Below are 21,869 nucleotides of genomic sequence, written 5' to 3'. Positions count from 1 at the left end.
GCTGAACAAGCTCGTTCAGTCTCGACAGAAAAATAGGAAAATATGATTGAGGTGCTTTTTGCCTCACTCAGATTTTATCTTTTTTCCGAGAGATTAGCTTGTGAAGCTAGATAAAGCAAAAGAGCAACAAGCTTATCTAGTCTTGACAGAAAAACAGGAGGGAATATCATGAAAAAAATCATCAATCAAGCGCAAAATGTCGTTCCAGAAATGGTACAAGGATTTGTCCGAGCTCATCATGGAACAATAGAACAAGTTCCAGAAACATTTGTTTTAAAGCAAAAAGAAATTGGCAAACAAGTTGCTTTGATCAGTGGAGGAGGCAGTGGTCATGAGCCGGCCCACGCTGGATTTGTTGGGTCTGGTATGCTACAAGCGGCAGTTTGCGGACAAGTGTTCACATCACCAACACCTGACCAAATTTTTGAAGGAATCAAAGCCGTGGATCAAGGTGAAGGTGTCGTAATGGTTGTGAAAAACTACTCTGGCGATATTATGAATTTTGACATGGCAAAGGATCTAGCAGAAATGGAAGATATCAAAGTTGGCACAGTTGTGGTGGACGATGATATTGCTGTGGAAGATAGTACGTATACACAGGGCAAACGCGGAGTAGCTGGTACAGTCTTAGTCCACAAAATTTTAGGAGCAGCAGCACGGAATGGGGCATCAGTAGATGAATTAGTTGCATTAGGTGAACAAGTTGTTAAAAATTTGAAAACGATTGGTGTGGCCTTAACGGGTGCAACGGTTCCAGAAGTCGGCAGACCTGGATTTATTTTAAAAGAGGATGAGATTGAATTCGGTGTCGGTATCCATGGAGAGCCCGGTTACAAGCGAGAAAAAATCAAAACGTCTAAGGAGATGGCCGAAGAATTAGTTTCAAAACTAAAAGCGGCATTCCAATGGAGTAAAGGCGATAAGTTCGCTATTTTGATCAATGGATTAGGCGGCACACCATTGATGGAACAATATATTTTTTATGATGATGCAATGAAGTTATTGGATATAGAGGGTGTAGAGGTTTCTTTTTCTAAAGTCGGTAATTATATGACTTCTTTAGAAATGGCTGGGCTTTCTATAACATTGTTGAAGGTGGAAGATGATTGGGTAGAGGCTTTGAATGAAGAGGTAGGTACGGTGGCTTGGTAAAGGCTGATATAGATCGAGCATTGATAAGTATAGTTTGGAAAATGGAGGAATTTAAATGTTTACTGTAGATAATTTAAAGAAAACACTACAATTATTCAAAGACAAAATCGATAAGAATAAAGACTATTTAAGTGAACTGGATACGCCGATCGGTGATGGCGATCATGGTAATAATATGGCCCGAGGAATGGAAGCTGTAAGTGAAAGTTTACAGAGCAAAGAGCCGGAAACGGTGCAAGATATTTTCAAAGTGACTGCGATGGCTTTGATCAGCAAAGTGGGCGGCGCTTCAGGTCCGCTTTATGGAACAGCGATGATGGAGATGGCAAAAGCTTCTGCAACAACATCTGATGCACTACCTATTTTAGAAGCTGGATTGGCAGGAATCGAAAAACGTGGGAACAGTCAGCCAGGCGAAAAAACAATGTTGGATGAATGGGCACCTGCAATTGAAGCAATCAAAAAAGGCACGTTAACAGATGCCGCACTAGAAACAGCAGTAGAAGCAACAAAAGATATTGCTGCGACAAAAGGACGTGCTTCATATGTTGGCGAGCGTTCTATCGGTCATATCGATCCAGGTGCGATGTCTAGTATGTATTTCTTTCAATCTTTAGTGGAAGCAGGTGTGTTTGATGAGTAAAGGTGTCGTGATCGTATCTCATGTGAAGGAAATCGGCGAAGGTGTGGATCGTTTGATCAAAGAAGTCGCAAAAGATGTGCCGATCACTGTTGCAGCAGGCTTAGACCAAGGAGCAGTGGCACATCATTTGAAAAAATTATGGAGGCGTTTGAAACGAATTCTGCGCAAACATTACTCGCCTTTTATGACTTAGGTAGCGCTAAAATGAATTTAGAAATGGCCATCGATATGACGGAAAAAGAAGTGCTGCTATTTGATACAGCCTTAGTAGAAAGCGCTTATACAGCGGCCGCTTTGTTACAAGTAGATACACCAATCGAAACTATAAAGGAGCAATTAGCGCCTTTAAAAATAAAATAAAGATAAGAATGGGAGTTTTCAAACATGAGAAAAGCGTTTATTAGTCCAACGAAATACGTTCAAGGTGAAGATGAGTTATTGAATTTAGGTTATTTTGTCACGACATTTGGGAAAAAAGCTTTACTGATCGCCCATGCAGATGATGTGAATCGGGTAAAAGATAAACTGGATAAGACGGCTGAAAAATTTGATATTTCCTTTGTAGAAAGTAACTTTCATGGAGAAGCATCACGTATCGAAGTGGCTCGTCTGCAAAAAGTGGCTGAAGAGAATGAGTGTGATTGTGTCATTGGTCTTGGCGGTGGTAAAGCGATCGATACGGCAAAATGTGTGGCAGAAGGTCATAACTTGATTATTGTACCAACCATCGTTGCTACAGATGCACCAACAAGTCATTCGGCAGTTCTTTATACAGAAGATGGTCAATTTGACGATTATGCTTACTTTGTTCAAAGTCCAAGTGTCGTTTTGATTGATACGGTCGTTATTGCAAATGCACCCACACGTTTCTTAGTATCTGGTATGGGAGATGCCTTATCCACTTATTTTGAAGCAAGAGCCACGCATAATTCTTATTCTAATGTAAATGCGGGCTTGCCTTGTGGTGCGCGTGAAGGTGTCTGCCCACCAGCTAAGGGAACGAATACAGCACTAGCATTAGCCAAATTATGTTACGAAACGATTTTAGAAGATGGGTTAAAAGCGAAAGAAGCGTCAGATAATAACGTAGTGACACCAGCATTGGAAAACATTATTGAAGCGAATATTTTACTGTCAGGTTTAGGATTTGAAAGTGCAGGACTTGCTGCAATTCACGCGATCCATGATGGTTTGACCGTTTTACATGATGCTCATGGCGCAACACATGGTGAAAAAGTAGCCTTCAGTACGATTTGTCAGCTAGTGTTAGAAAATGCGCCAAAAGCTGAATTATATGAAGTATTAGACTTTGCTTTATCGATCGGTTTACCCGTTTGTTTAGCAGATTTAGGAGTGAAAGAAATTTCGGATGCTGAGTTAACAGAAGTTGCTGAAAAATCATGTATTCCAGAAGAATCGATTCATTCAATGCCATTTCCAATTACAGTGGATCAAGTAAAAGCAGCGATTATTGTAGCTGACCAAATTGGAAAAGAGTACAAGAAACACTAAAAAAGTTAGTAGTTAGGAAAAAACTAAGCGATAAATCCAGCCAACATTGGATTTATCGCTCAGTTTTTTTATCAAAAATCGTCTAATTCATTAATAACGGGATCAGTCCTGTTATATTGAAAAACACATGCAGAATGATTGTAAAAAGTATATTATCTGTTTTTTTATAGAGAACACCAAAAATGATTCCTGAGAAAAAATAAGGTAGTACAAGTAGCCCTTCATTCATTGTAATAATATCCATGTGTAAAAAGGCGAAGAACAGGCTAGAAATAATGATCGCAACCCATGAAGGAATATATGTAGATAAGCTAGAGATTAGCATTTGCCGATAGAATAGTTCTTCCACAATCGGTCCGATTATTCCTAAGATGAAAATCGTCGTTAATGGTGAAAGTAACTGGCTAACTGTGATAATGTCTGAATCATTCGTGAGTGTTGCGGTAATACCAAGGGAATGAATTAAGAAAAAACCTGGAAGAAGAGCAAGGTTATCTCCTACATAACCAAGAATTAAAATGAGCAATGATTTGAGTTTATTATGAGCGATCCAGCTTAAATTCTTTATAAGAGTCGTATGATACAAGACAATACCGATAACGAAGAGAAGTATATATGCCGCTATATTTACATTTGTTAAAGCTGTTTTTTCTAACAGTAAACTCGGAATATTAAAAAGAAAAACAGCTACATAAATAACTAGATATAAAATAATTCCTTTTTTTTGTTTAGTCAAAAGCACCCTCCTGTGTAAAGATAGTTAGTAAATCGTTTGGTGCCATAGCTTTTTCTGAAACGTTAAAACTACTTATTAAAAGGATTAATAAGAGAATTGCGATAACAATCCCAAGAATGACGACCCATTTTTTATATTGTTGGTCTTTTTTAAATTCTTTGATGATTTCTTCGTCTTCTTTTAATAGTTGGTCAAGAGATAGATCGTATAATTTGCTTAATTCAACGAGCAATTCAATTGAAGGGTAGGTTCTACCAATCTCCCAACTTGAAATGGTTGAACGAGAAACATGGAGTATTTCAGAAACCTCCTGTTGAGAGTAGTTGTTAGCAGTTCTGGCTTCTTTTAGCCGTTGTCCAATCTTCAAAGTGATCATCCTTTCGTGATTTATGTTGAAAATGATAATATACATAGTGGCGAAAAGAAAGTGCAGATATGTCACAATCCGCTGATTCACAACGATGTGTAACTATGTAACGTTAAAAAAACGAAAAATTGATGGTAGATGATGCGTGGATCGATCAATTTAAAGGAGACGATGCTGGTTGCGCAAAAATAAGCAAAAAATCAATAGTGGAAAAATAATCAGTTATAAGCTAACATATAAAAGAAAATAGCTGTAATTTTTTTAGTGAGTGGTTAAAGAAGGCGGTGAACAAATGAAAAATAAAATAAGCCAATTGTTCCATTGGATGAAAGCCCATAGTTTATTATTGAAATTGATTTTTCTGGGTTCTGTTTTGATTTTTGTTGCGAATCAGGTGACGCATATTGTGCAAGGAATGACATGGCAGGATGTTTTTCATACGATGGGACAACAAAATCGCTTTCGAATTATTGGGATGATTCTGGTCGGATTGATCGGTGTTTTGCCAATGCTATTATATGATTTGGTCGTAGTGAAGGTATTAGAAGAGCAAGGAAAGCCGAAAATGAATCGCTGGGAGTGGTTTGTTTCTGCTTGGGTCACAAATACGATCAACAATCTAGCAGGTTTTGGCGGTGTGGTTGGCGCAACATTGCGGGCTAATTTTTATGGCAAGGACGCACCGCGTAAAAAAGTGGTCGCAACGGTTTCTAAGGTTGCTCTATTTATGATTTCTGGTTTATCCATTTTAGCATTTATTGCGTTTATCGATGTTTTTTTTATTCGTCCGGAGAGTTTGTTTAGAGAGTATTGGGTCTGGTTATTAGCTGGCAGTTTGATTGCGCCAGCACTGTTGCTGTTTACTCAAATTAAAAAATATACACTGTTCAAAGATTTTTTCCCAAAGGGCATTTTTCTTTTATTTGGGGCTTCATTAGGGCAGTGGTTAGGTGCGATGCTCGCCTTTTTAAGTGTGGGTGCGTTGATGGATGTTAAGGTCTCATTGGTTTCTGTTTATCCAATGTTTGTGATTGCGACATTGATTGGCATGTTGACAATGGTGCCGGGCGGTATGGGAACTTTTGATGTTTTGATGATTTTAGGCTTAGCGCAATTAGGAGTAGGACAATCGACAGCAGTTGTTTGGTTGATTTATTATCGATTATTTTATTATGTTTTACCTTTTATTACAGGAATTATTCTATTTATTCATCAAACAGGTATTAAAATCAATCGCTTTTTTGATGATTTACCTCGAATTTTTTCGCAGAAAGTCGCTCATTTTATCCTAGTGGCAGCACTTTATTTTGCTGGGATTATGATGGTTTTGCTGTCGACGATCACAAATTTATCCAATGTTAGTCGATTGTTCAAGTTTTTATTACCTTTTTCTTTTGATTTTTTAGATCAAACATTCAACATGCTGATTGGTTTTTTGCTGTTGGGTCTAGCAAGAGGGATTTCGATGAAAGTTCGGAAAGCTTACTGGCCAACAATCAGTCTATTGATTTTTGGAATTGTTAATACCATCTCCAGAACAGCTTCATGGCAGTTGATTTTAGTGTATCTGGTGATCCTTTCAGCGGTGTTTTTAGCGAGAAAAGAGTTTTACCGGGAAAATTTGTTTACTCCTGGGGTGCTCTTGCAGTTGATGGTGTCTTGTTTAGCTTCTTATTTATTATTTATGCAGTTGCAGGGTATTATAGCTCCCATCCTGACAAAACAGGGCCGCTTCCTCATATGTTTTTACTATTTCCATCTGATGATGTCTGGTTTTCTGGTTTGATTGGGCTAGGAATCTCGATGCTTGGTTTGATTACACTTTATCAATATCTAGCAGATACTTCAAAAAGTTTAGGTGAATCCTATCAGGAAGAACGTTTAACGGCATTGATCGATCAATATGGCGGAACACCAGGTAGTCATTTACTTTATTTAAAAAATTATACCTATTATTACTATCAGGAACATGGAGAAGATCAGGTCTTGTTCGCATACCAAATCAAAGGAAATAAATGTTTTATCTTGACTGACCCGATCGGGAATAAAGAAAAATGGGCGCAAGCCACACTGGCATTTATGGATGCTGCTGATTTGCTAGGCTATCAAGCAGCATTTTATCGAATCAGTGAAAAGTATACAATGCTTCTGCATGATTTAGGTTTTGACTTTATGAAAGTTGGAGAGGAAGGGATCGTTGATTTTTCCAGTATCGACAAGGCGCATGTCTCTTTGGCAACCAACAGCATGGAATTGCAGCATTTAACTAATTTAGGTTATCGATTTACGTTGTATCATGATCCTGTGTCAGATGAGCTATTTCGGGAATTGGCTCGTGTATCTGAAGAATGGTTAGGAACTCAAAGGGAACGGAATTTTGTGGGTGGTCATTTTAATAAAGAGTATCTTGAATTAAGTGATATCGGTATTGTGCGGAATGACCAGCATGAAGTGATTGCGTTTATTACCGCTAAGCCGATCGTCCAAAATCGTGAAATGTCGTATGACTTACTACGTTATTGTGAAACAGCACCTCAGCATATTACGGATTTCTTGTTGACTCATTTCATTGAAGCGTACCAAAAACAAGGATATCATTCTGTTGATTTAGGCATGGCTCCGTTATCAAATGTGGGGGAAACAAAGTATTCGTTTTTAAATGAACGTTTGATTAATATTTTTTATAAGTATGGTGATCAGGTCTATAGGTTCAAAGATGCAAGAAAAGAGAAAGAGCCTTATGTAACAAACTGGGAAGCTAGATATTTTGCTTATTCAAAACAAAGTAATGTACTATTTGCTTTTATTCAGCTTACTTTGTTGATTGAACGTAGTAAGGGCAAAGCAGTCTCTATAGTCGAAGAAGTAATATTTGAATCGTAGAAATAAAAGGATGGGAAGTGGCCAAGAAAATGGGTTCTTTTCATCCTTTTTGTCTACGTCTTAAGTACCTCTAGTAAAAAAATCGGAATAGCGTATAATAATTAACAAGGGACAAAGGAGGTTTTTGAATGAGTTTGGAGCAAGTAACTGTACAAACGAAAGCAGAACTAGCAGCCGCCTTAGATAAAAAGGTAGATGAAATTATCGTTGAAGGCGATTTCAGTCAAATTATCGCAGAAATCAAAAAGGGCCAATTAAACGATACTGAAATGATGGGTTTTACAGTTGGTAGTGGCGGCGTAGGTATTTTGGTAGAATACGGAGTTAGCAAGTTGCTGGATATTTTTGATTCAACAAGTAAAGAAGACAAAAAAATCCACAGACAAATTGAGCGCTTATATAAGATCCAACGCTTGACATCAGAGTCATTTCTATTACATTTAAAACAGTTAGATTATTAAAAATAGAAGAAGGCGGAGAGCAGTTACTTTTTCTGTTTTCCGCTTTTTTATATAAAAAAAGGAGAGGCTTTGGTGGCGTATAATGAGCATGGGAGAATCGCTATTTTACAAGGCTAAAGTCTAAAGGAAGGAAAAAAGAAAGTGAAAAAATCAAGAAAAGTCATCATTGATACAGATCCAGGGATCGATGATGCAGTTGCAATTGCCGCAGCATTGTTTGATGAACGGTTGGATATCAAACTTTTTACCACAGTTGCGGGGAATGTTAGTGTGGATAAAGTAACAAAAAACCTCCTTAAGTTGCTGGCCTTTTGGGATAAAGAGATTCCTGTAGCGATTGGTTCTGATCGCCCTTTGCTGCGTGAAGCGATCAATGCTAGCGACATTCACGGAAGTACAGGGATGGATGGCTATGAATTTCCAGAATCCAAGTATGAATTACTAACAAAAAATCATGCAGTGATTGAGATGTATAAAGTATTGATGGAGTCAAAAGAAAAAACTACTCTCGTTGGGATCGGGCCATTAACGAACATCGCTCTTTTGCTGAGAATGTATCCTGAATGTGTAGAAAGAGTCGAAGAACTGATCATTATGGGCGGCTCGTTAGCTAGAGGAAATTATGGGGTATTATCAGAGTTTAACATCGCTGCTGACCCAGAAGCGGCAAAAATCGTTTTTGAAAGTAAAATGCCTTTAACAGTGGTTGGATTAGATGTAGGAGAAAAAGCACTGGTTCTACCTAAAGAACGTGAACAAATCCAAAAGATGAATAAAACGGGGGATATGATCGATCATTTGTTTAGCACATATCGTGGTGGTAGTTTAAATACTGGACTGAAGATGTATGATGGTTGTGCAATTGCATATCTGCTAGAGCCTGAAATGTTTGAAGTAAGAGAGTCTTATGTTGCAGTTGAAACACAAGGGGCGTTGACTGCTGGAGCGACGTTAGTCGATTTAGACGGATACCTGGGACAAGAGGCGAACTGTCGGGTTTGTGTGGATATTGATGAAGAACAATTTAAACAATGGTTTTTAGCAGCGATTAAGAAGTGTGATTGATCGAATTATAATGAACAGCCATTCTCAATTTTCAAATCATTGATCAAGCTATGTAGAATCATTTTTCCATTTCTTTCCATAACAAAGTGAGTGAGACATAACTCTTCGAGTCATATCCCACTCATGTGGAATCCGGATAAACGGTGGGAGCAGAAGCAATCCCTTCTTATTTCTCGGGATTAAACACTTCTGTCCCATCCTCTTCTTTGCATGGTGCTAAGATGTCTTCAATGTTTTTAAGTATCGTTTGCTGTCGTGTTGGTGGACTGGAGACAATCTTTCAAACACAGTCGTTAACAGGATTTGGTGAAACTTTAAAGTAGAATAGTTTATCATGTCCTTCAAATCTTGACAGGATACATTACCCCAAGTGACTACTCGTTTTTGCTTTAAAAATAATGATAGCAAGCCCACACCTACAACTATAATTCCTACTAAAATTATATAATCCATTGAAGTAGCTCTTGTAATTAAATGTATTTGACCGCTGTTCCATATGCAACAACTGATTGCATATCTTGACCAATTGTACCTGAATCAAAACGCATCATCACAACTGCATCCGCATTTAAATGGCTTGCTTCAATTTTCAAGCGCTCGATTGCTTGGTCACGCGCTTCTCGTTGCATTTCTGTGTAAGATTTGATTTCACCACCAACGACAGATTTTAACCCTGCACCAAGATCTTTAAACATATTTTTTGAACGTGTAGTTAAACCAAAAACTTCTCCAATAATTTCGTATTCTTGGTTGGGAATCTTTTCTGTTGTTGTAACTAGCATAATATCTAGCCTGCTTTTATCCATTTACTCACTATATAAATTCAAGCATCATAAAATAAAACGGTGTAGCTAGTAAAAATAAAATATATGCGCCTGTAACCATCCTACTTAAATTTACACTAGGCCATTTATTAGCATAGGTTTTTTGAAAAGTAATGAATAGCATCATTAGCGTAATAATAGTTACACAAATACTTCTGAAATTGAAAAACATATTCCAATAAGGAGACAGTGTTGTAATGTGCATTCGGGGTAAAAAGTAATAAATAAGTATAGCTAAGTTAGTCCCAAAAATAGAGATATGTTTTGTTTCATTCATGTTTATTCCCTCCATTCATATCAGTCAAGACCGTCCATCCCACGATAGCGTTTTCAATTTTGAGCATATTGGGTTCGCATTGATTGACTAAACTCAGACCTTTTTGCCTAGTTGAGCAATCTTTCTTTTTTATGCTAATCATACTGGATACACTTTTTCTAGTCAACTGGTTATAAATATTTAATACTTCATTAAATGAGAGGCAAAAATACATCAAGAGGCAAATGTGGCTTATTTTATCGACAATAAATCCCTACAACAAAAAATAAGAGACGTAGACAAAACTAAAGATCAGTTTTGTCTACGTCTCTTAACGAATTTAACGTTTTTTCCGGTTACGTTTTTTCGGTGGTACTAATGCAAGTCTAGGTTTATTGATTACTTTGACATAGACTACAAACCCGCCAATACAAATAATAAACAGCATCACACCAAGTACAAAACCTTCTGGTAAATAAACAAATTCAATCGTATGTTCACCTTGTGTGACTGGAATGCTAACAAAGGCTTTTTTAAACGGTTCGATCGGTACTTTTTTCCCATCGACATAAGCTTTCCAACCTTTATCATAAGGAATCGTTGTTAAGAGGACTTGATCATTCTCTGCATTCACAGTTCCAACCGCTTTGCGTCCCTTAGCCGTTAGATCAGCCCCTTTATTTTGAATCGCTTGGACGGATGTTTCAAAAGCTGTTGTATCTAACCCGACTACTTTAGGCTCCATAAAGCTGACAGCAGTTGTACCATAAAAGCTGACAGTAAAGGTAACACTTGTAGGTTTATCATAATAACCGATATTGTAATATTGCCCAGTGATATTGATTTGCGATTTTTGACTCGTCCCATTCACTGACATTGTAGCAGTCGAACTTTCTAATTGCCCAAAGTCTGTTGGGAACAAGCTAAGATAAGCTTGAGTATTCGCAGGCACGTCCACTGTCCATGTAATATCTTTCGCTACGTTGCTTTGAACTTCGCGATAGGTCACAGAACTCGCATTTTGTTCGATTTTGACATTATTTTTATTGATGATAGTAGGTTGATAGAATTTAAAATAATTTTGTTTTTGATCCGCTAGTGCATTGAATAATTCGCTTTGGCTGCTCAAATTATCGTTGGCTGGCTGTTTGACTTTGTAGATATCTTTATCTGCTAAAAAGCCTAACGGTAGTGCATTACTGTTTTCATACAATGAAATTTTCCAGCTTTGTCAGTCGGGAAAAAGCCAAATTTCAACGGATCACTTTCAGAAATATTATATTTGATCCCAACTAGAGAATCCATCAACAATGTATTGTTTGGATAACGAATATTCAAACCAGTTCCTCTAGCTCGGAAGCCCAAGTCATTTAAATAAGAAGATGAATGACGATTTCTGATAGAAGAGAACAAGCTGACGCCACTATAGCCATAATTGATACTATCATTGGAAGAAACTGGATTTAAATTTTCTAACCGATAAAATGTGTCATTGTCTTTTTTTGTCTTATCGACAAGCTTTTTGATAGATGGATAAGGTTCAGAGTAAAGACTGCGAGAAGCGTAGTTCCAATCATCTAAAATACCTTGTAACATTGTATTTGTATTGATAAATGCTTCAGTCGAAACCAGTAATACCAATAGTATGATCAAATAATGCATAGGAATTTTTTTTAATTGATAAAAGACGATCCCAGCTAGATACAGCAGTAAAAATAAAACTGTGATAACAAAGGCTGAAAGCGGAATATAGTCATAACTTTTTGCATCTTTTGTTCCTTCAGCTAAAGCAAAAAGTGCAATCAGCATGATCGTGGAGCCGGCTAGTAAGCCTAAATCATCTGTTTTAAATTTTTCAAATCCGTAACCTGCTAACAGAACAACTAAGAAAGAAAATAAAAAGCTGTAGCGAAACAAAAACATATTTGGCGCATGCATCCCATGCCAAAATAGATTTAGTGGTGTGATATAAAAACTAGCAATCAAAATAAGAAATAGGCTCCCAAACAGGAGTTTATTTTTCTTTGGAACGTCTCTTGTGACAAAATAAAAGATACAGAAAATCAAAGGTAATAGACCCACATAGATAAAAGGAATCGAACCATATTTTGTTGTATCATAGACACCGATCATATTTTTCATCACGATGTCCCAAAAAGCAGTTGCTTCAGTCTTAAACCGGGTGACTTGAGATAAGGTCTCCCCATTTGCTCGTAAATCAAGGACCGCTGGCAATACTAAGATCATTGAAGCCCCGCCAGCTAAAAGAGAGGTGATTCCATAAGAAAGGATACGCGTTTTATAAACTTTCCAATTCGTCAACATTCGGGCAATAAAGTATAGGAAAGAGAAGACACCGATCATAAAGCCCATGTAAAAATTCGAGATAAATAATAGCAGATAGCTTACAAATAACAGCGTTGGTTTTCGTTCATCCATCAGACGATGTATACCTAAAATAACCAAAGGAAGGTAAGTAAAAGCGTCTAACCACATGATGATTTCTGAATGTGCCGTAGCAAATGACATCAACGCATATGGAACACTAAGCATGACATGGCCCCATTTGGGTATCTTATAGGTGTTCCGAGCAAACACCCAAAAAGATAAGCCGGCTGAACCAATTTTTAATAAAGTGATCAAATACAGCGCATCAGGAATATTCTGGTTTTTAAAAAAGATAACGAGCGGCGTAAATAGCCACCAAGATAATAGGAAATCAGTGAAAGATAGTTTAAGCCCAGCGATGCATTCCACGTATAAAAAATGCTTTGCTTACCATGCAATACATTGTTAAAACTAGCGTGGAAATTGGAGAATTGTGAAAAGGAATCGCTCGCCATCACACTACGGCTACTCCCAGGATAAATACCTAAACTTAAATAAACAATGACCATCACAAAAAATGGTATGAAAAAACTAGCGGTCATATAAGGCCAGTTTTCTTTAATAAATGCCTGTATTTTTTTCTTCATAATCAACCTCACAACGTAATAAATAGAATATATATAGTTTAGCATATCCTTAGAAAAATTGATTGCTAGAAAGGAAAAATTAAAGAAAATCGAAAAATTTGTTAGGGGCTAAATTGAAAAAATAGTTTAACTAGTTGTTTTGATATTTTATTGTGTAAAAAATCAAAACCCGAGTATAATTAATCTATATAACTATCAATATAGAAAGTCAGGGATATTCATGTGTACAGGTATTCATTTGAGCTCAATAGAAAGAAATCATTATCTTGGAAGAACCCAAGAATACAATATCAATTTTGATTATATTGGTGTGCAAATTCCTAGAAAGCTGAAAATTACGGAGGGGATTGAACAATGGCAAACTCTGTATTCAGTATTAGGAATGGGAATCAAAGAAAATCAACAGACTGGCGCTCAGAGTGTGGTTGATGGCGTCAATGAACATGGACTTGGAGGAATCACGCAATACTTTGCGGAGTTTAACCGATATTCGACCATTGAAGAAATTAAACATGCCGGTAAATTACCGCTACTAGCAGAGCAATTTGTTTTTTGGGTATTAGCAAATTGTAAGGATACACAGGAAGTAGAAGAAAAGATTTCAACAGTGGCGATTGCTGATCTTTCAACAAATGGTAAAGCACCAGGGTTGCCACAGCACTTTATGTTTACAGATGCTGCTGGTCGTACAATTGTTGTTGAACCTTCACTAAAACTAGGCTTTGATGTATATGAAAACCCAATTGGTGTGATGACTAACAGCCCCAAGTTTGATTGGCATATGACTAATTTGGAAAACTATACAGGATTATCTGATGTAAATGCAAAAGAGGCAATGTTCCACGAACATCACGTTTTATCGGCAGGTAAGGGGTCTGGTATGCATGGTATTCCAGGAGATTACACGGCTACCTCTCGCTTTGTTCGAGCGGCATATTTATTGAAATTTAGTGATCCAGTTGGGGATAAAGAGAGCATCAACAAAGCATTTCATATTTTATCCACATCTGATATCGTCAAAGGTGTAGTCAAGCTGGATGAACCAGCCGGACAAGATCGTCAATATACGCAATATACGTCTATTTATGATTTAAGTGAAAAACAATTATATGTTAAAATGTACGATAATTTTACGATCCAAACCATCCATTTCGATGAAGCAGCTAGAGATGGTGAACAGATCAAGACCTATGATTTAGTGAAAACACCGCAGTATAAAGCCTTGAATTAAAATAAAAATACTAAGATTCGCGAGCAACACTTCTGCGAATCTTAGTATTTTTTTAAAGCCATTGTTTGATTTTTTCATACCCTTGACCGACCTCAGTTAATGAATGGGTATCCGATCCATAAATAAAAGGGATTCCTAATTCAATCGCTTTTTTAGTTATCCACACCTGTGGATAACTCTGTTGATAACCCTGTTTATAAAATCCAGCAGTGTTTAAATCTAAGCTGTATTTTTCTTGCTGCACACGTGTTAAAAGGGTGTGGACAAGTTCTTGATTTTCGGAAGAATAGTCAGTGGATTCATCAAAGAAACGTTCGAATTTTTGGCACAAAGAAATATGTCCTAAACGGGTGGGTTTCCACGGACCTAAATCTGCTTCTAAAGATGCTAAAACCTTTTGATAGTAACGTTTTTGAGCTTTTTCAAAGCTAGCTAAATAGTCAACGACTCCAGTTTGATATTCTTCAAAAGAATAGTCGATTCCACGTAAGCCATCTTTTCCTTCAAGAAAATGTACGGATAAAATTCCGTCATCTGTCTGCGGTCCATATTCGGCCAAAAAGTCCTTCGTCCATCCTTCAAATTCTGAAAAGTAATCCAGCTCAAAACCAATGTGGATTATAATGTCAGAAGCGTACTTTTTCCGCAAATAGTCCATTCTTTTAAAATAGTTATCCACATCATTCAAAGCCATCGAAGCAGTTGTCCACACCTTTGGATCTCCAGCTGCACATTTTTCTATGCCTGTAGGTAAAGGCGCATGCTCTGTAATGCTGTATTCTTTAAAACCGAGACTGATTGCACGTTTGATCAGTAATTCTGTATCATCGACTTTTCCATGGGGACAAAATTCTGTATGAGTATGACCATCACGTTTCATGAAGTATCCTCCTTTTGTTGTGTATAAGTTTTGCATTTATTTATAGACAGTGTAGCAAAATGTGTTTTAAAAGTAAAAACAGCAATGTTTGAGTTGGATGCGTTTGGTATAATAAACCAATATACAAACATTGATTTATAGGCATTCTACAAACTATAGATTTTCTTATATTCCTCATTCTACACATACAAGGTAGCGTAGGGACTTCTCTCATTTTATATTGTGATTAGAAAGGAGCTTAATTAATGGAGCTAAGAACTCAATTGAAAAAATATCGAATTGCGAACGAATGGACTCAAAAAGAATTAGCAGAAAAAGTTAATGTTTCAGATAAAACAATTTCTAGCTGGGAAACAGGTCGTACATATCCAGATGTTGCGATGTTGATTACTCTCAGTGAATTATTTGGCATTACTTTAGATGAATTTATGAGAGGGGACGTCAAAATGATAAAAAGGATCGATGCGGATTTAAAATTAAAAAAAGTCTATAGGTATGCACTGATAGCTACTGTAACTATTTTTTTAGGAACAGTTATTTTTTTTAATACGTACCAATATAAGAATCAGTGGGTAGATAGATTCAATCCTTTTATGGACATGAAAATAGGATATGCTACATTACCGACTGAAGTTACTTATAATGAAGGAAACGAGTATGAAGAAAATAGTAAAGAGCTGCAAATTCCAGATCCTTACAAAAATATTTGGGTTACGGATGATCCATTTGGTGAAGGAACGAGATTGGATTTTAAAGGAGGGCAATCTCCAAAAGGCAAAAATTATGCATTAATACAACATAAAGGACTATACGTACGGCGTATATCTTTTGTGTCTTGGGATTCAATTCCAGGAATGTACAGAGATATCATGCATAAAGAATATGAAGAAGTTCCACAAGATGAGGATGAGCCGATTCACCATTAATACCATAAAATAAGTGACCAATAAAATTTTTTCAAGATAATTGACTATCTGAGTCATTTTATTGGTCATTTATTTATCAGTTGTTTACTTTCGATATTGCCCGTCACCATAAACAATATATTTCGTAGAAGTAAGTTCCGCTAAGCCCATCGGACCACGTGCATGTAGTTTTTGCGTACTGATCCCGATTTCAGCTCCAAAGCCAAACACAAACCCATCTGTAAAGCGTGTAGATGCATTAGCATAAACCGCTGCTGCATCAACCTGTTGCAAAAATTGTTGTGTAGCAAAATAATTATCACTAATGATACTTTCCGAATGCTTGGTGTTGTAGCGATTGATATGCTGAATGGCTTCTTCTAAAGAATCCACGACCTTCACCGCTAAAATATAATCATTGAATTCCGTTTCCCAATCTTCTTCAGTGGCTGGGATCGATTGTTCAAAAATAGCTAGTGCTCGCTCATCTGCTCGTAATTCTACATTATATTCATTCAGCGCTTTTTCGATAATAGGTAGGAAATCAGCTGCCACGTCTTGGTGGATCAATAATGTTTCTGCTGAGTTACAAACAGAAGGACGTTGGCATTTTGCGTTGACGATGATATTTGTTGCCATCTCTAGTTGCGCGTCTTTATCGATATACACATGACAATTCCCAGTTCCCGTTTCGATCACTGGAACAGTTGCTGTTGTTAAAACTGTTTTGATCAAATTTGCCCCACCACGAGGAATCAAAACATCTAGATAATCATTTAATTTCATCAATTTTTGCGCTGTTTCCCGAGAAGTGTCGTCGACAAACTGGATCGCAAAAGGGGAAGCACCTTTTTGTTCTAACGCTTGTTGTAAAACAGTGACTAAAACTTTGTTTGAATGGAAGGCTTCTTTTCCACCACGTAAAATCACCGCATTTCCTGTTTTGAAACAAAGACTTGCAGCATCGGTCGTTACATTTGGTCGAGATTCATAGATAATGCCGATCACGCCTAGTGGTACACGTTGTTTACCGATCATCAAGCCGTCTTCATTTTTCCACATTTTATCGACTTCACCGATTGGATCAGGTAAAGTTGCAACTTGTCGGATGCCATCCGCCATTTCTTTGATCCGCTCATCTGTTAAACGCAAACGATCTAACATCGCATCTGTAATGCCGTTTTCCTTGGCTGTATCTAAATCTTTTTGATTTTCTAGTAAGATTTTAGCAGAGTTTTTTTCCAGTTCATCTGCCATATGCAGTAATAAATCATTTTTCACTTTTGTGTCCATCAAACCTAGTTGATAAGCTGTTTCTTTGGCTTGCTTACCTAGTTGGATTAAATCAGTCATGGAATGTTCCTCCTTCTTTGAATTAAATAAATAATGTACCAATCATTTCACCGTCTAAAATATCAAAGATAATCTTTGGTTGCCGTCCATTCGCTAAAATCATGGCGCATGATGCTCTAATACACGTTCTGCTGCTTTTAATTTACTGTACATACCACCAGTTCCAAAGCGACTGCCTTTGCCACCAGCTAACTGTAAAAGCTCTTCATTGATTTCGTTGATTTCAGAAAAGAGGGTGGCTTCTTTATTTGTATTCGGATTATCCGAGAAAAATCCATCGATATCAGATAACATGATCAACGCATCTGCTTGGATCAGTTGGGCTACGATTGCAGATAATTGATCGTTATCGCCGAATTTTGTTAAATGATCTAGTTCATCGATAGCTACCGTATCATTTTCATTGATAACAGGAATGATGCCCATCTTTAGGAGTTGTTCTATTGTGTTTGTGACGTTTTTACGGCTTTCAGGGTATTCGATCACGTCTCTAGTCAATAATAATTGAGCGATTTGCTGGCTGTAAGTCAAAAATCGTTGATTGTAAATATTCATCAACTCCGCTTGCCCAACCGCTGCTACTGCTTGTTGTTCTGGAATGGTCGGTGGGCGTTTGTCCATGTTTAACTTATTCAAGCCGACACCGATTGCACCAGATGATACTAAGATGATCTCTTTGCCTTGGTTACGCAAATCGGATAAGGTAAAGGCCAATTGATCGATGGCGCTTAAATTGATATTACCATTGGGATAAATCAACGTACTTGTCCCAACTTTGATGACGATTCGTTTTGCTGCTTTTAATTGTTTTCGCATGGTTGACCTCGCTATTTCCTAACTTTTCCAGATTATTTTAGATAAAACTATTATCTAGTCTTTTCAGTTTATTTGCAAGAAAGCTTGGACAAAAATTTGGCTTTTGTCCAAGCTTAGCTTTTATTCTTCTATTTTACAGTTTTATGTGTTATTTGTCTCTAAATCGTGAACAAATAGTCCACTTAACAATTTAGGTTCAAACCAAGTTGATTTTGGCGGCATGATTTTACCAGCATCCGCTACATTTAGTAAATCATCCATCGTTGTTGGATAAACGGCAAAAGCTGCGGTCCATTGTCCACTATCCACTAGTTGCTCTAATTCGTTCATGCCACGAATCCCGCCAACAAAATCGATTCGTTTATCTGTACGTACATCTTGAATATCAAAAATAGTAGCAAATACATGAGTTTGCAGTATAGAAACATCCAAACGATCAACTGGGTCGTCTGATAGAATTGCCTTTTTAGCAGTAAGTGTGTACCACTGGCCATCCAAATACATACCAAACGTTTTCGGTTGAGTGGGTTTTCCTGTGTCTGTTTTTGTAACCGTAAAACTCTTTTCTAAACGATCGAAGAAATCAGTATCGATCGGAACATTCACAACACGGTTATAATCTAAAATTTCCAATTCTTCTTTTGGAAAAATCACGGATAAAAAGTAATTGAATTCCGCTGTTTCAGCAGCTTCAGGATGAGCAGCTTTTTTCTTTTGTCCAACTTTGACCGCTGATTCTGTCCGGTGATGGCCGTCTGCAATATATAAAGCGGGCACATCTTGAGCAAAAGTTGTAACTAGTTGTTCGATCACGGTTGGTTTATCTACAAGCCAAACACGGTGAGTGACTTCATGAAAACTAGTGAAGTCATAGACTGGATCGTGTGATTTTTTCCATTCATCTGTCAGTGTTTGAATCTGTTCATTTTTTCGGTAAGTTAGAAAAATCGGGCTAGTATTAGCATCGCATGCTTCAATATGACGGATACGATCGACTTCTTTTTCTGGACGGGTAAATTCATGTTTTTTGATTTTCCCATCTGAATAGTCAGTAATCGAAGTACAGGTTACAAGGCCCGTTTGAGCGCGTCCATCCATTGTTAATTCGTAAAGGTATAAAAGTGGTTGCTCATCTTGGATCAGCCATTGTTTTTGTAAAAATGTTTGTAAATTGCTAGCCGCTTTTTCGTAGACTTGATCATCATAAGGCGAAAGTGTTTCAGGTAAATCGATTTCTGCCTTGTCGATATGCAAGTATGAATAAGGATTATTTTCGCCTAGTTCACGCGCTTCAGCAGAACTTAAAACATCATAAGGTAATGTAGCAATCTTGTCACTAAACTCAATTGCTGGTCGAATACTTTTAAATGGATGGATCATAACCATTAGTAGCTCACCGCCTCGGCGTTTTTAATTGTCCGGACGCGAATAATGTTTTCAGCTGCTTGGATTTTCTCCGCTGCGGCATTGATTTTTGCTTCGTCTGTTTCTGCAATATCAACGATCGTATAGGCGTAATCGTCACGACTGCGGTTGATCATCGTATCGATATTGATATCTAAATTCGCAATACCAGTTGAGATTTGTCCTAACATATTTGGCACATTTCTGTGTACGATGGTGAAACGGAATGGAGAATTGAAGGCCATTTCAACTGTTGGGAAATTGACAGAACGTTTGATATTCCCTGTTTCTAAGAATTTTTTCAGGGTCCGAGCAGCCATTTTTGCACAATTGACTTCTGCTTCCTCTGTTGATGCGCCTAAGTGAGGAAGGACTAAGATTTTTTCATTGTGCAAAAGACGTTCATCGGCAAAATCAGTAACAAAATTGCTGATTTCTCCTTGAGCTAGGGCTTCGATCACGGCTTCTGTTTCGACTAATTCACCACGAGCAAAGTTAAGCAAAACAGCATTGTTTTTCATTTGCGCTAATTGTTCTTTGCCAATCAAATGATGAGTATTTTCAGATAAAGGAACGTGAACAGTGATAAAGTCACAAGTTTTTAAGACTTCCTCCATGCTTTGTGCTCGTTTGACACGTCGTGAAATACTCCAAGCGGTGTCAACAGAAACAAAAGGATCAAATCCTGTGACTTCCATCCCTAAACGATAGGCATCGTTGGCAACCATCGCTCCGATGGCACCAAGGCCGATCACACCTAACTTTTTACCTTCTAATTCAGTACCAGCAAATTGTTTTTTTTGCGCTTCGGCCTGTTCTTCAGTATCTGTTCCGGTCAGAGTTTGTACCCAGTTAGAGCCTTTTAAAATTGGACGGACAGATAAAAGTAGACAAGCAATGACTAATTCTTTGACCGCGTTAGCATTGGCACCTGGTGTATTAAACACAACGATACCGTCTTCGGTACATTGTTTAACTGGAACATTATTCGTTCCAGCGCCCGCACGAGCAACGGCTAAAACAGAAGCAGGAAAAGCATAGTCATGGAGTTTTTCACTGCGTAAAATGATGCCAGCAGGTGTTTCCGTTTTATTGATCGTAAAATTTTCTTCGTTAAAACGAGCTAAACCAACTGGTGCAATTGCATTGAATGTTTTAATATCATACATCTATTTTGTTCCTCCATTTTCTGCTTCGAATTTTTTCATCAAATCAACCAAAGCTACAACACCAGCTTTCGGGAATGCGTTGTACAAACTTGCACGCATACCACCTACAGAACGGTGTCCTTTTAAGTTCTCAAAGCTTGCAGCTAAAGCATCTTGATTGAATTTTTTATCTAGTTCATCACTTCCAGTAATAAAAGGAATATTGTTGATCGAACGGTCTTTTGGATTTACTGGTGAAGAAAATAGGTCAGATGAGTCGATCTCATCATATAAAATAGCTGCTTTTTCTTTATTTTGTTTTTCCATTTGACGAACTCCGCCTTGTTCTTTGATCCATTCAAAGACAAGTTTAGCCATGTAAATGCTGTAGGTCGGCGGTGTGTTGTACATTGAGCCGTTTTTCGCATGGATATCATAATCTAGCATAGCGCTAAGAACATCTGCTTGACCGATTAGATCATCACGAACGATGACAACCGTCAGTCCTGCGGGGCCAATGTTTTTTTGTGCTCCGGCATAGATCAAGCCAAAATCAGCGACATTATAATCGATCGATAAGATATTAGAAGACATATCCGCAACAATCGGTACGTCACCTGTATCAGGTAGATCATAAATGGTTGTGCCTTCTATCGTATTATTGGTCGTAATGTGGACATAGGCTGCATCTTGCGGGATATCTTCTTTATGGATTTCAGGAATATACGTGAAATTTTTGTCTTCACTTGAAGCAATCACTTGAACATCAACATTATCGATTTTTTTCGCTTCACTGATGGCTTTTTTTGCCCAAGACCCAGTGTTGACATATAAGGCTGTTTTATTTTGCGCCAAATTCAATGGAACCATGGTAAATTGCATACTAGCGCCACCTTGTAAAAAGAGCACTTTATAGTTATCAGGTATATTCATCAATTCTCTGAGTAAGGTTTCGGCATTTTCAATGATCGTTTCAAAAAGGGAGGAACGATGACTCAACTCCATCACGGACATGCCGCTGTTCTCGTAATTCACCAATTCGGATTGTGCTTTTTCCAATACACTTTTAGGTAAAACGGCGGGACCAGCTGAAAAATTGTAAACAGTTTTCATACATCTATCTCTCCTTCGATATGATCATTCATCTACTTTTTTATAGTAAATGTGAAAACCATTATAACAGAAAGCTTAGATTAAAAAAAGATTAAAAGTAAGTTTCGTAATTATTTTCACAGATTTTTTCATCTCTGTAAGCTTA

16 protein-coding genes and 4 pseudogenes are annotated in these 21,869 nt (G+C 37.5%); 9 read left to right on the top strand and 11 right to left on the bottom strand.

The genetic code is table 11. The annotated features are described in order from the left end of the window. The first annotated feature begins 168 nt into the window (after positions 1–168). The 4 genes and pseudogenes from dhaK to V192_RS0107475 all read left to right on the top strand — a co-directional run bounded on the left by dhaK (position 169) and on the right by V192_RS0107475 (position 3,307). Positions 169–1,152 carry a dihydroxyacetone kinase subunit DhaK gene (gene dhaK / locus V192_RS0107490; RefSeq protein ID WP_025870464.1) on the top strand — a complete coding sequence of 328 codons (984 nt, stop codon included), beginning with the start codon at positions 169–171 and terminating at the stop codon, positions 1,150–1,152. Between the two features lie 55 nt (positions 1,153–1,207). Further along, entirely contained in the window at positions 1,208–1,795 is a 588-nt protein-coding gene (gene dhaL, locus V192_RS0107485; RefSeq protein ID WP_025870462.1) for a dihydroxyacetone kinase subunit DhaL, read from the top strand. Beyond that, a pseudogene (gene dhaM / locus V192_RS19635) lies at positions 1,788–2,155 on the top strand (dihydroxyacetone kinase phosphoryl donor subunit DhaM). Before dhaL ends, dhaM begins: the two are co-directional and overlap by 8 nt. A gap of 24 nt (positions 2,156–2,179) precedes the next feature. Then, on the top strand, positions 2,180–3,307 hold the full coding sequence (locus tag V192_RS0107475) for a glycerol dehydrogenase (protein WP_025870460.1): 1,128 nt from the start codon (positions 2,180–2,182) through the stop codon (positions 3,305–3,307). Positions 3,308–3,389: 82 nt separating this feature from the next. Here the strand turns inward: V192_RS0107475 and V192_RS0107470 are convergent, their stop codons facing one another. Beyond that, on the bottom strand, positions 3,390–4,043 hold the full coding sequence (locus V192_RS0107470; RefSeq protein WP_025870458.1) for a CPBP family intramembrane glutamic endopeptidase: 654 nt from the start codon (positions 4,041–4,043) through the stop codon (positions 3,390–3,392). Further along, the gene (locus V192_RS0107465; RefSeq protein ID WP_025870456.1) at positions 4,036–4,410 is read right to left on the bottom strand and encodes a helix-turn-helix domain-containing protein; all 375 of its coding nucleotides are present in this window, start codon (positions 4,408–4,410) and stop codon (positions 4,036–4,038) included. Before V192_RS0107465 ends, V192_RS0107470 begins: the two co-directional genes overlap by 8 nt. A 292-nt stretch (positions 4,411–4,702) precedes the next feature. On the opposite strand from V192_RS0107465, the pseudogene mprF reads away from it, so the two are divergent. The 3 genes and pseudogenes from mprF (at position 4,703) to rihC (ending at position 8,819) form a co-directional block, all read left to right on the top strand. After that, positions 4,703–7,293, top strand: a pseudogene (gene mprF / locus V192_RS19630) (bifunctional lysylphosphatidylglycerol flippase/synthetase MprF). A 128-nt stretch (positions 7,294–7,421) separates the two neighbouring features. Next, positions 7,422–7,754, top strand: a complete 333-nt coding sequence (locus V192_RS0107455) for a hypothetical protein (RefSeq protein WP_025870454.1) — start codon at positions 7,422–7,424, stop codon at positions 7,752–7,754. A 141-nt stretch (positions 7,755–7,895) separates the two neighbouring features. Beyond that, entirely contained in the window at positions 7,896–8,819 is a 924-nt protein-coding gene (gene rihC / locus V192_RS0107450) for a ribonucleoside hydrolase RihC (protein WP_025870452.1), read from the top strand. A 470-nt stretch (positions 8,820–9,289) separates the two neighbouring features. Here rihC and V192_RS0107440 read toward each other — a convergent pair whose 3' ends face one another. From V192_RS0107440 to V192_RS19625, 3 genes and pseudogenes are all read right to left on the bottom strand, one after another. After that, positions 9,290–9,601, bottom strand: a complete 312-nt coding sequence (locus V192_RS0107440; RefSeq protein WP_025870448.1) for a heavy metal-binding domain-containing protein — start codon at positions 9,599–9,601, stop codon at positions 9,290–9,292. 31 nt (positions 9,602–9,632) lie between these two features. Next, positions 9,633–9,920, bottom strand: a complete 288-nt coding sequence (locus V192_RS0107435; protein ID WP_025870446.1) for a hypothetical protein — start codon at positions 9,918–9,920, stop codon at positions 9,633–9,635. A gap of 319 nt (positions 9,921–10,239) precedes the next feature. Beyond that, positions 10,240–12,874: pseudogene (locus V192_RS19625) on the bottom strand (YfhO family protein). Positions 12,875–13,094: 220 nt separating this feature from the next. Between V192_RS19625 and V192_RS0107420 the strand changes: the two are divergent. Further along, a complete protein-coding gene (locus V192_RS0107420; RefSeq protein WP_025870444.1) occupies positions 13,095–14,105 on the top strand; it encodes a choloylglycine hydrolase family protein in 1,011 nt (336 codons plus the stop codon). 52 nt (positions 14,106–14,157) lie between these two features. Here the strand turns inward: V192_RS0107420 and hisJ are convergent, their stop codons facing one another. Next, a complete protein-coding gene (gene hisJ, locus V192_RS0107415) occupies positions 14,158–14,985 on the bottom strand; it encodes a histidinol-phosphatase HisJ (RefSeq protein WP_025870442.1) in 828 nt (275 codons plus the stop codon). Positions 14,986–15,230: 245 nt separating this feature from the next. Between hisJ and V192_RS0107410 the strand changes: the two genes are divergently transcribed. After that, positions 15,231–15,911: a helix-turn-helix domain-containing protein gene (locus tag V192_RS0107410; RefSeq protein WP_025870440.1), complete on the top strand. Its 681-nt coding sequence runs from the start codon at positions 15,231–15,233 to the stop codon at positions 15,909–15,911. A gap of 84 nt (positions 15,912–15,995) precedes the next feature. Here the strand turns inward: V192_RS0107410 and V192_RS0107405 are convergent, their stop codons facing one another. The 5 genes and pseudogenes from V192_RS0107405 to serC all read right to left on the bottom strand — a co-directional run bounded on the left by V192_RS0107405 (position 15,996) and on the right by serC (position 21,724). Continuing rightward, positions 15,996–17,243 carry a glutamate-5-semialdehyde dehydrogenase gene (locus tag V192_RS0107405; protein WP_025870438.1) on the bottom strand — a complete coding sequence of 416 codons (1,248 nt, stop codon included), beginning with the start codon at positions 17,241–17,243 and terminating at the stop codon, positions 15,996–15,998. Positions 17,244–17,265: 22 nt separating this feature from the next. Continuing rightward, positions 17,266–18,059 (bottom strand): annotated as a pseudogene (proB, locus tag V192_RS19620) (glutamate 5-kinase). A 141-nt stretch (positions 18,060–18,200) separates the two neighbouring features. Then, positions 18,201–19,445: a DUF1015 domain-containing protein gene (locus V192_RS0107395; RefSeq protein ID WP_025870437.1), complete on the bottom strand. Its 1,245-nt coding sequence runs from the start codon at positions 19,443–19,445 to the stop codon at positions 18,201–18,203. Beyond that, positions 19,445–20,632 carry a phosphoglycerate dehydrogenase gene (locus V192_RS0107390; RefSeq protein WP_025870435.1) on the bottom strand — a complete coding sequence of 396 codons (1,188 nt, stop codon included), beginning with the start codon at positions 20,630–20,632 and terminating at the stop codon, positions 19,445–19,447. The genes V192_RS0107395 and V192_RS0107390 overlap by 1 nt, the downstream gene beginning before the upstream one ends. After that, on the bottom strand, positions 20,633–21,724 hold the full coding sequence (gene serC / locus V192_RS0107385) for a 3-phosphoserine/phosphohydroxythreonine transaminase (RefSeq protein ID WP_025870433.1): 1,092 nt from the start codon (positions 21,722–21,724) through the stop codon (positions 20,633–20,635). Between the last annotated feature and the right edge of the window lie 145 nt (positions 21,725–21,869).

The sequence above is a fragment of the Enterococcus crotali genome (assembly GCF_000633635.1).
In the GTDB taxonomy this organism is placed as follows: domain Bacteria; phylum Bacillota; class Bacilli; order Lactobacillales; family Enterococcaceae; genus Enterococcus_L; species Enterococcus_L crotali.
Note: the sequence above shows the minus strand (reverse complement) of the source record. Positions and strands in the feature narration are given on the sequence as shown.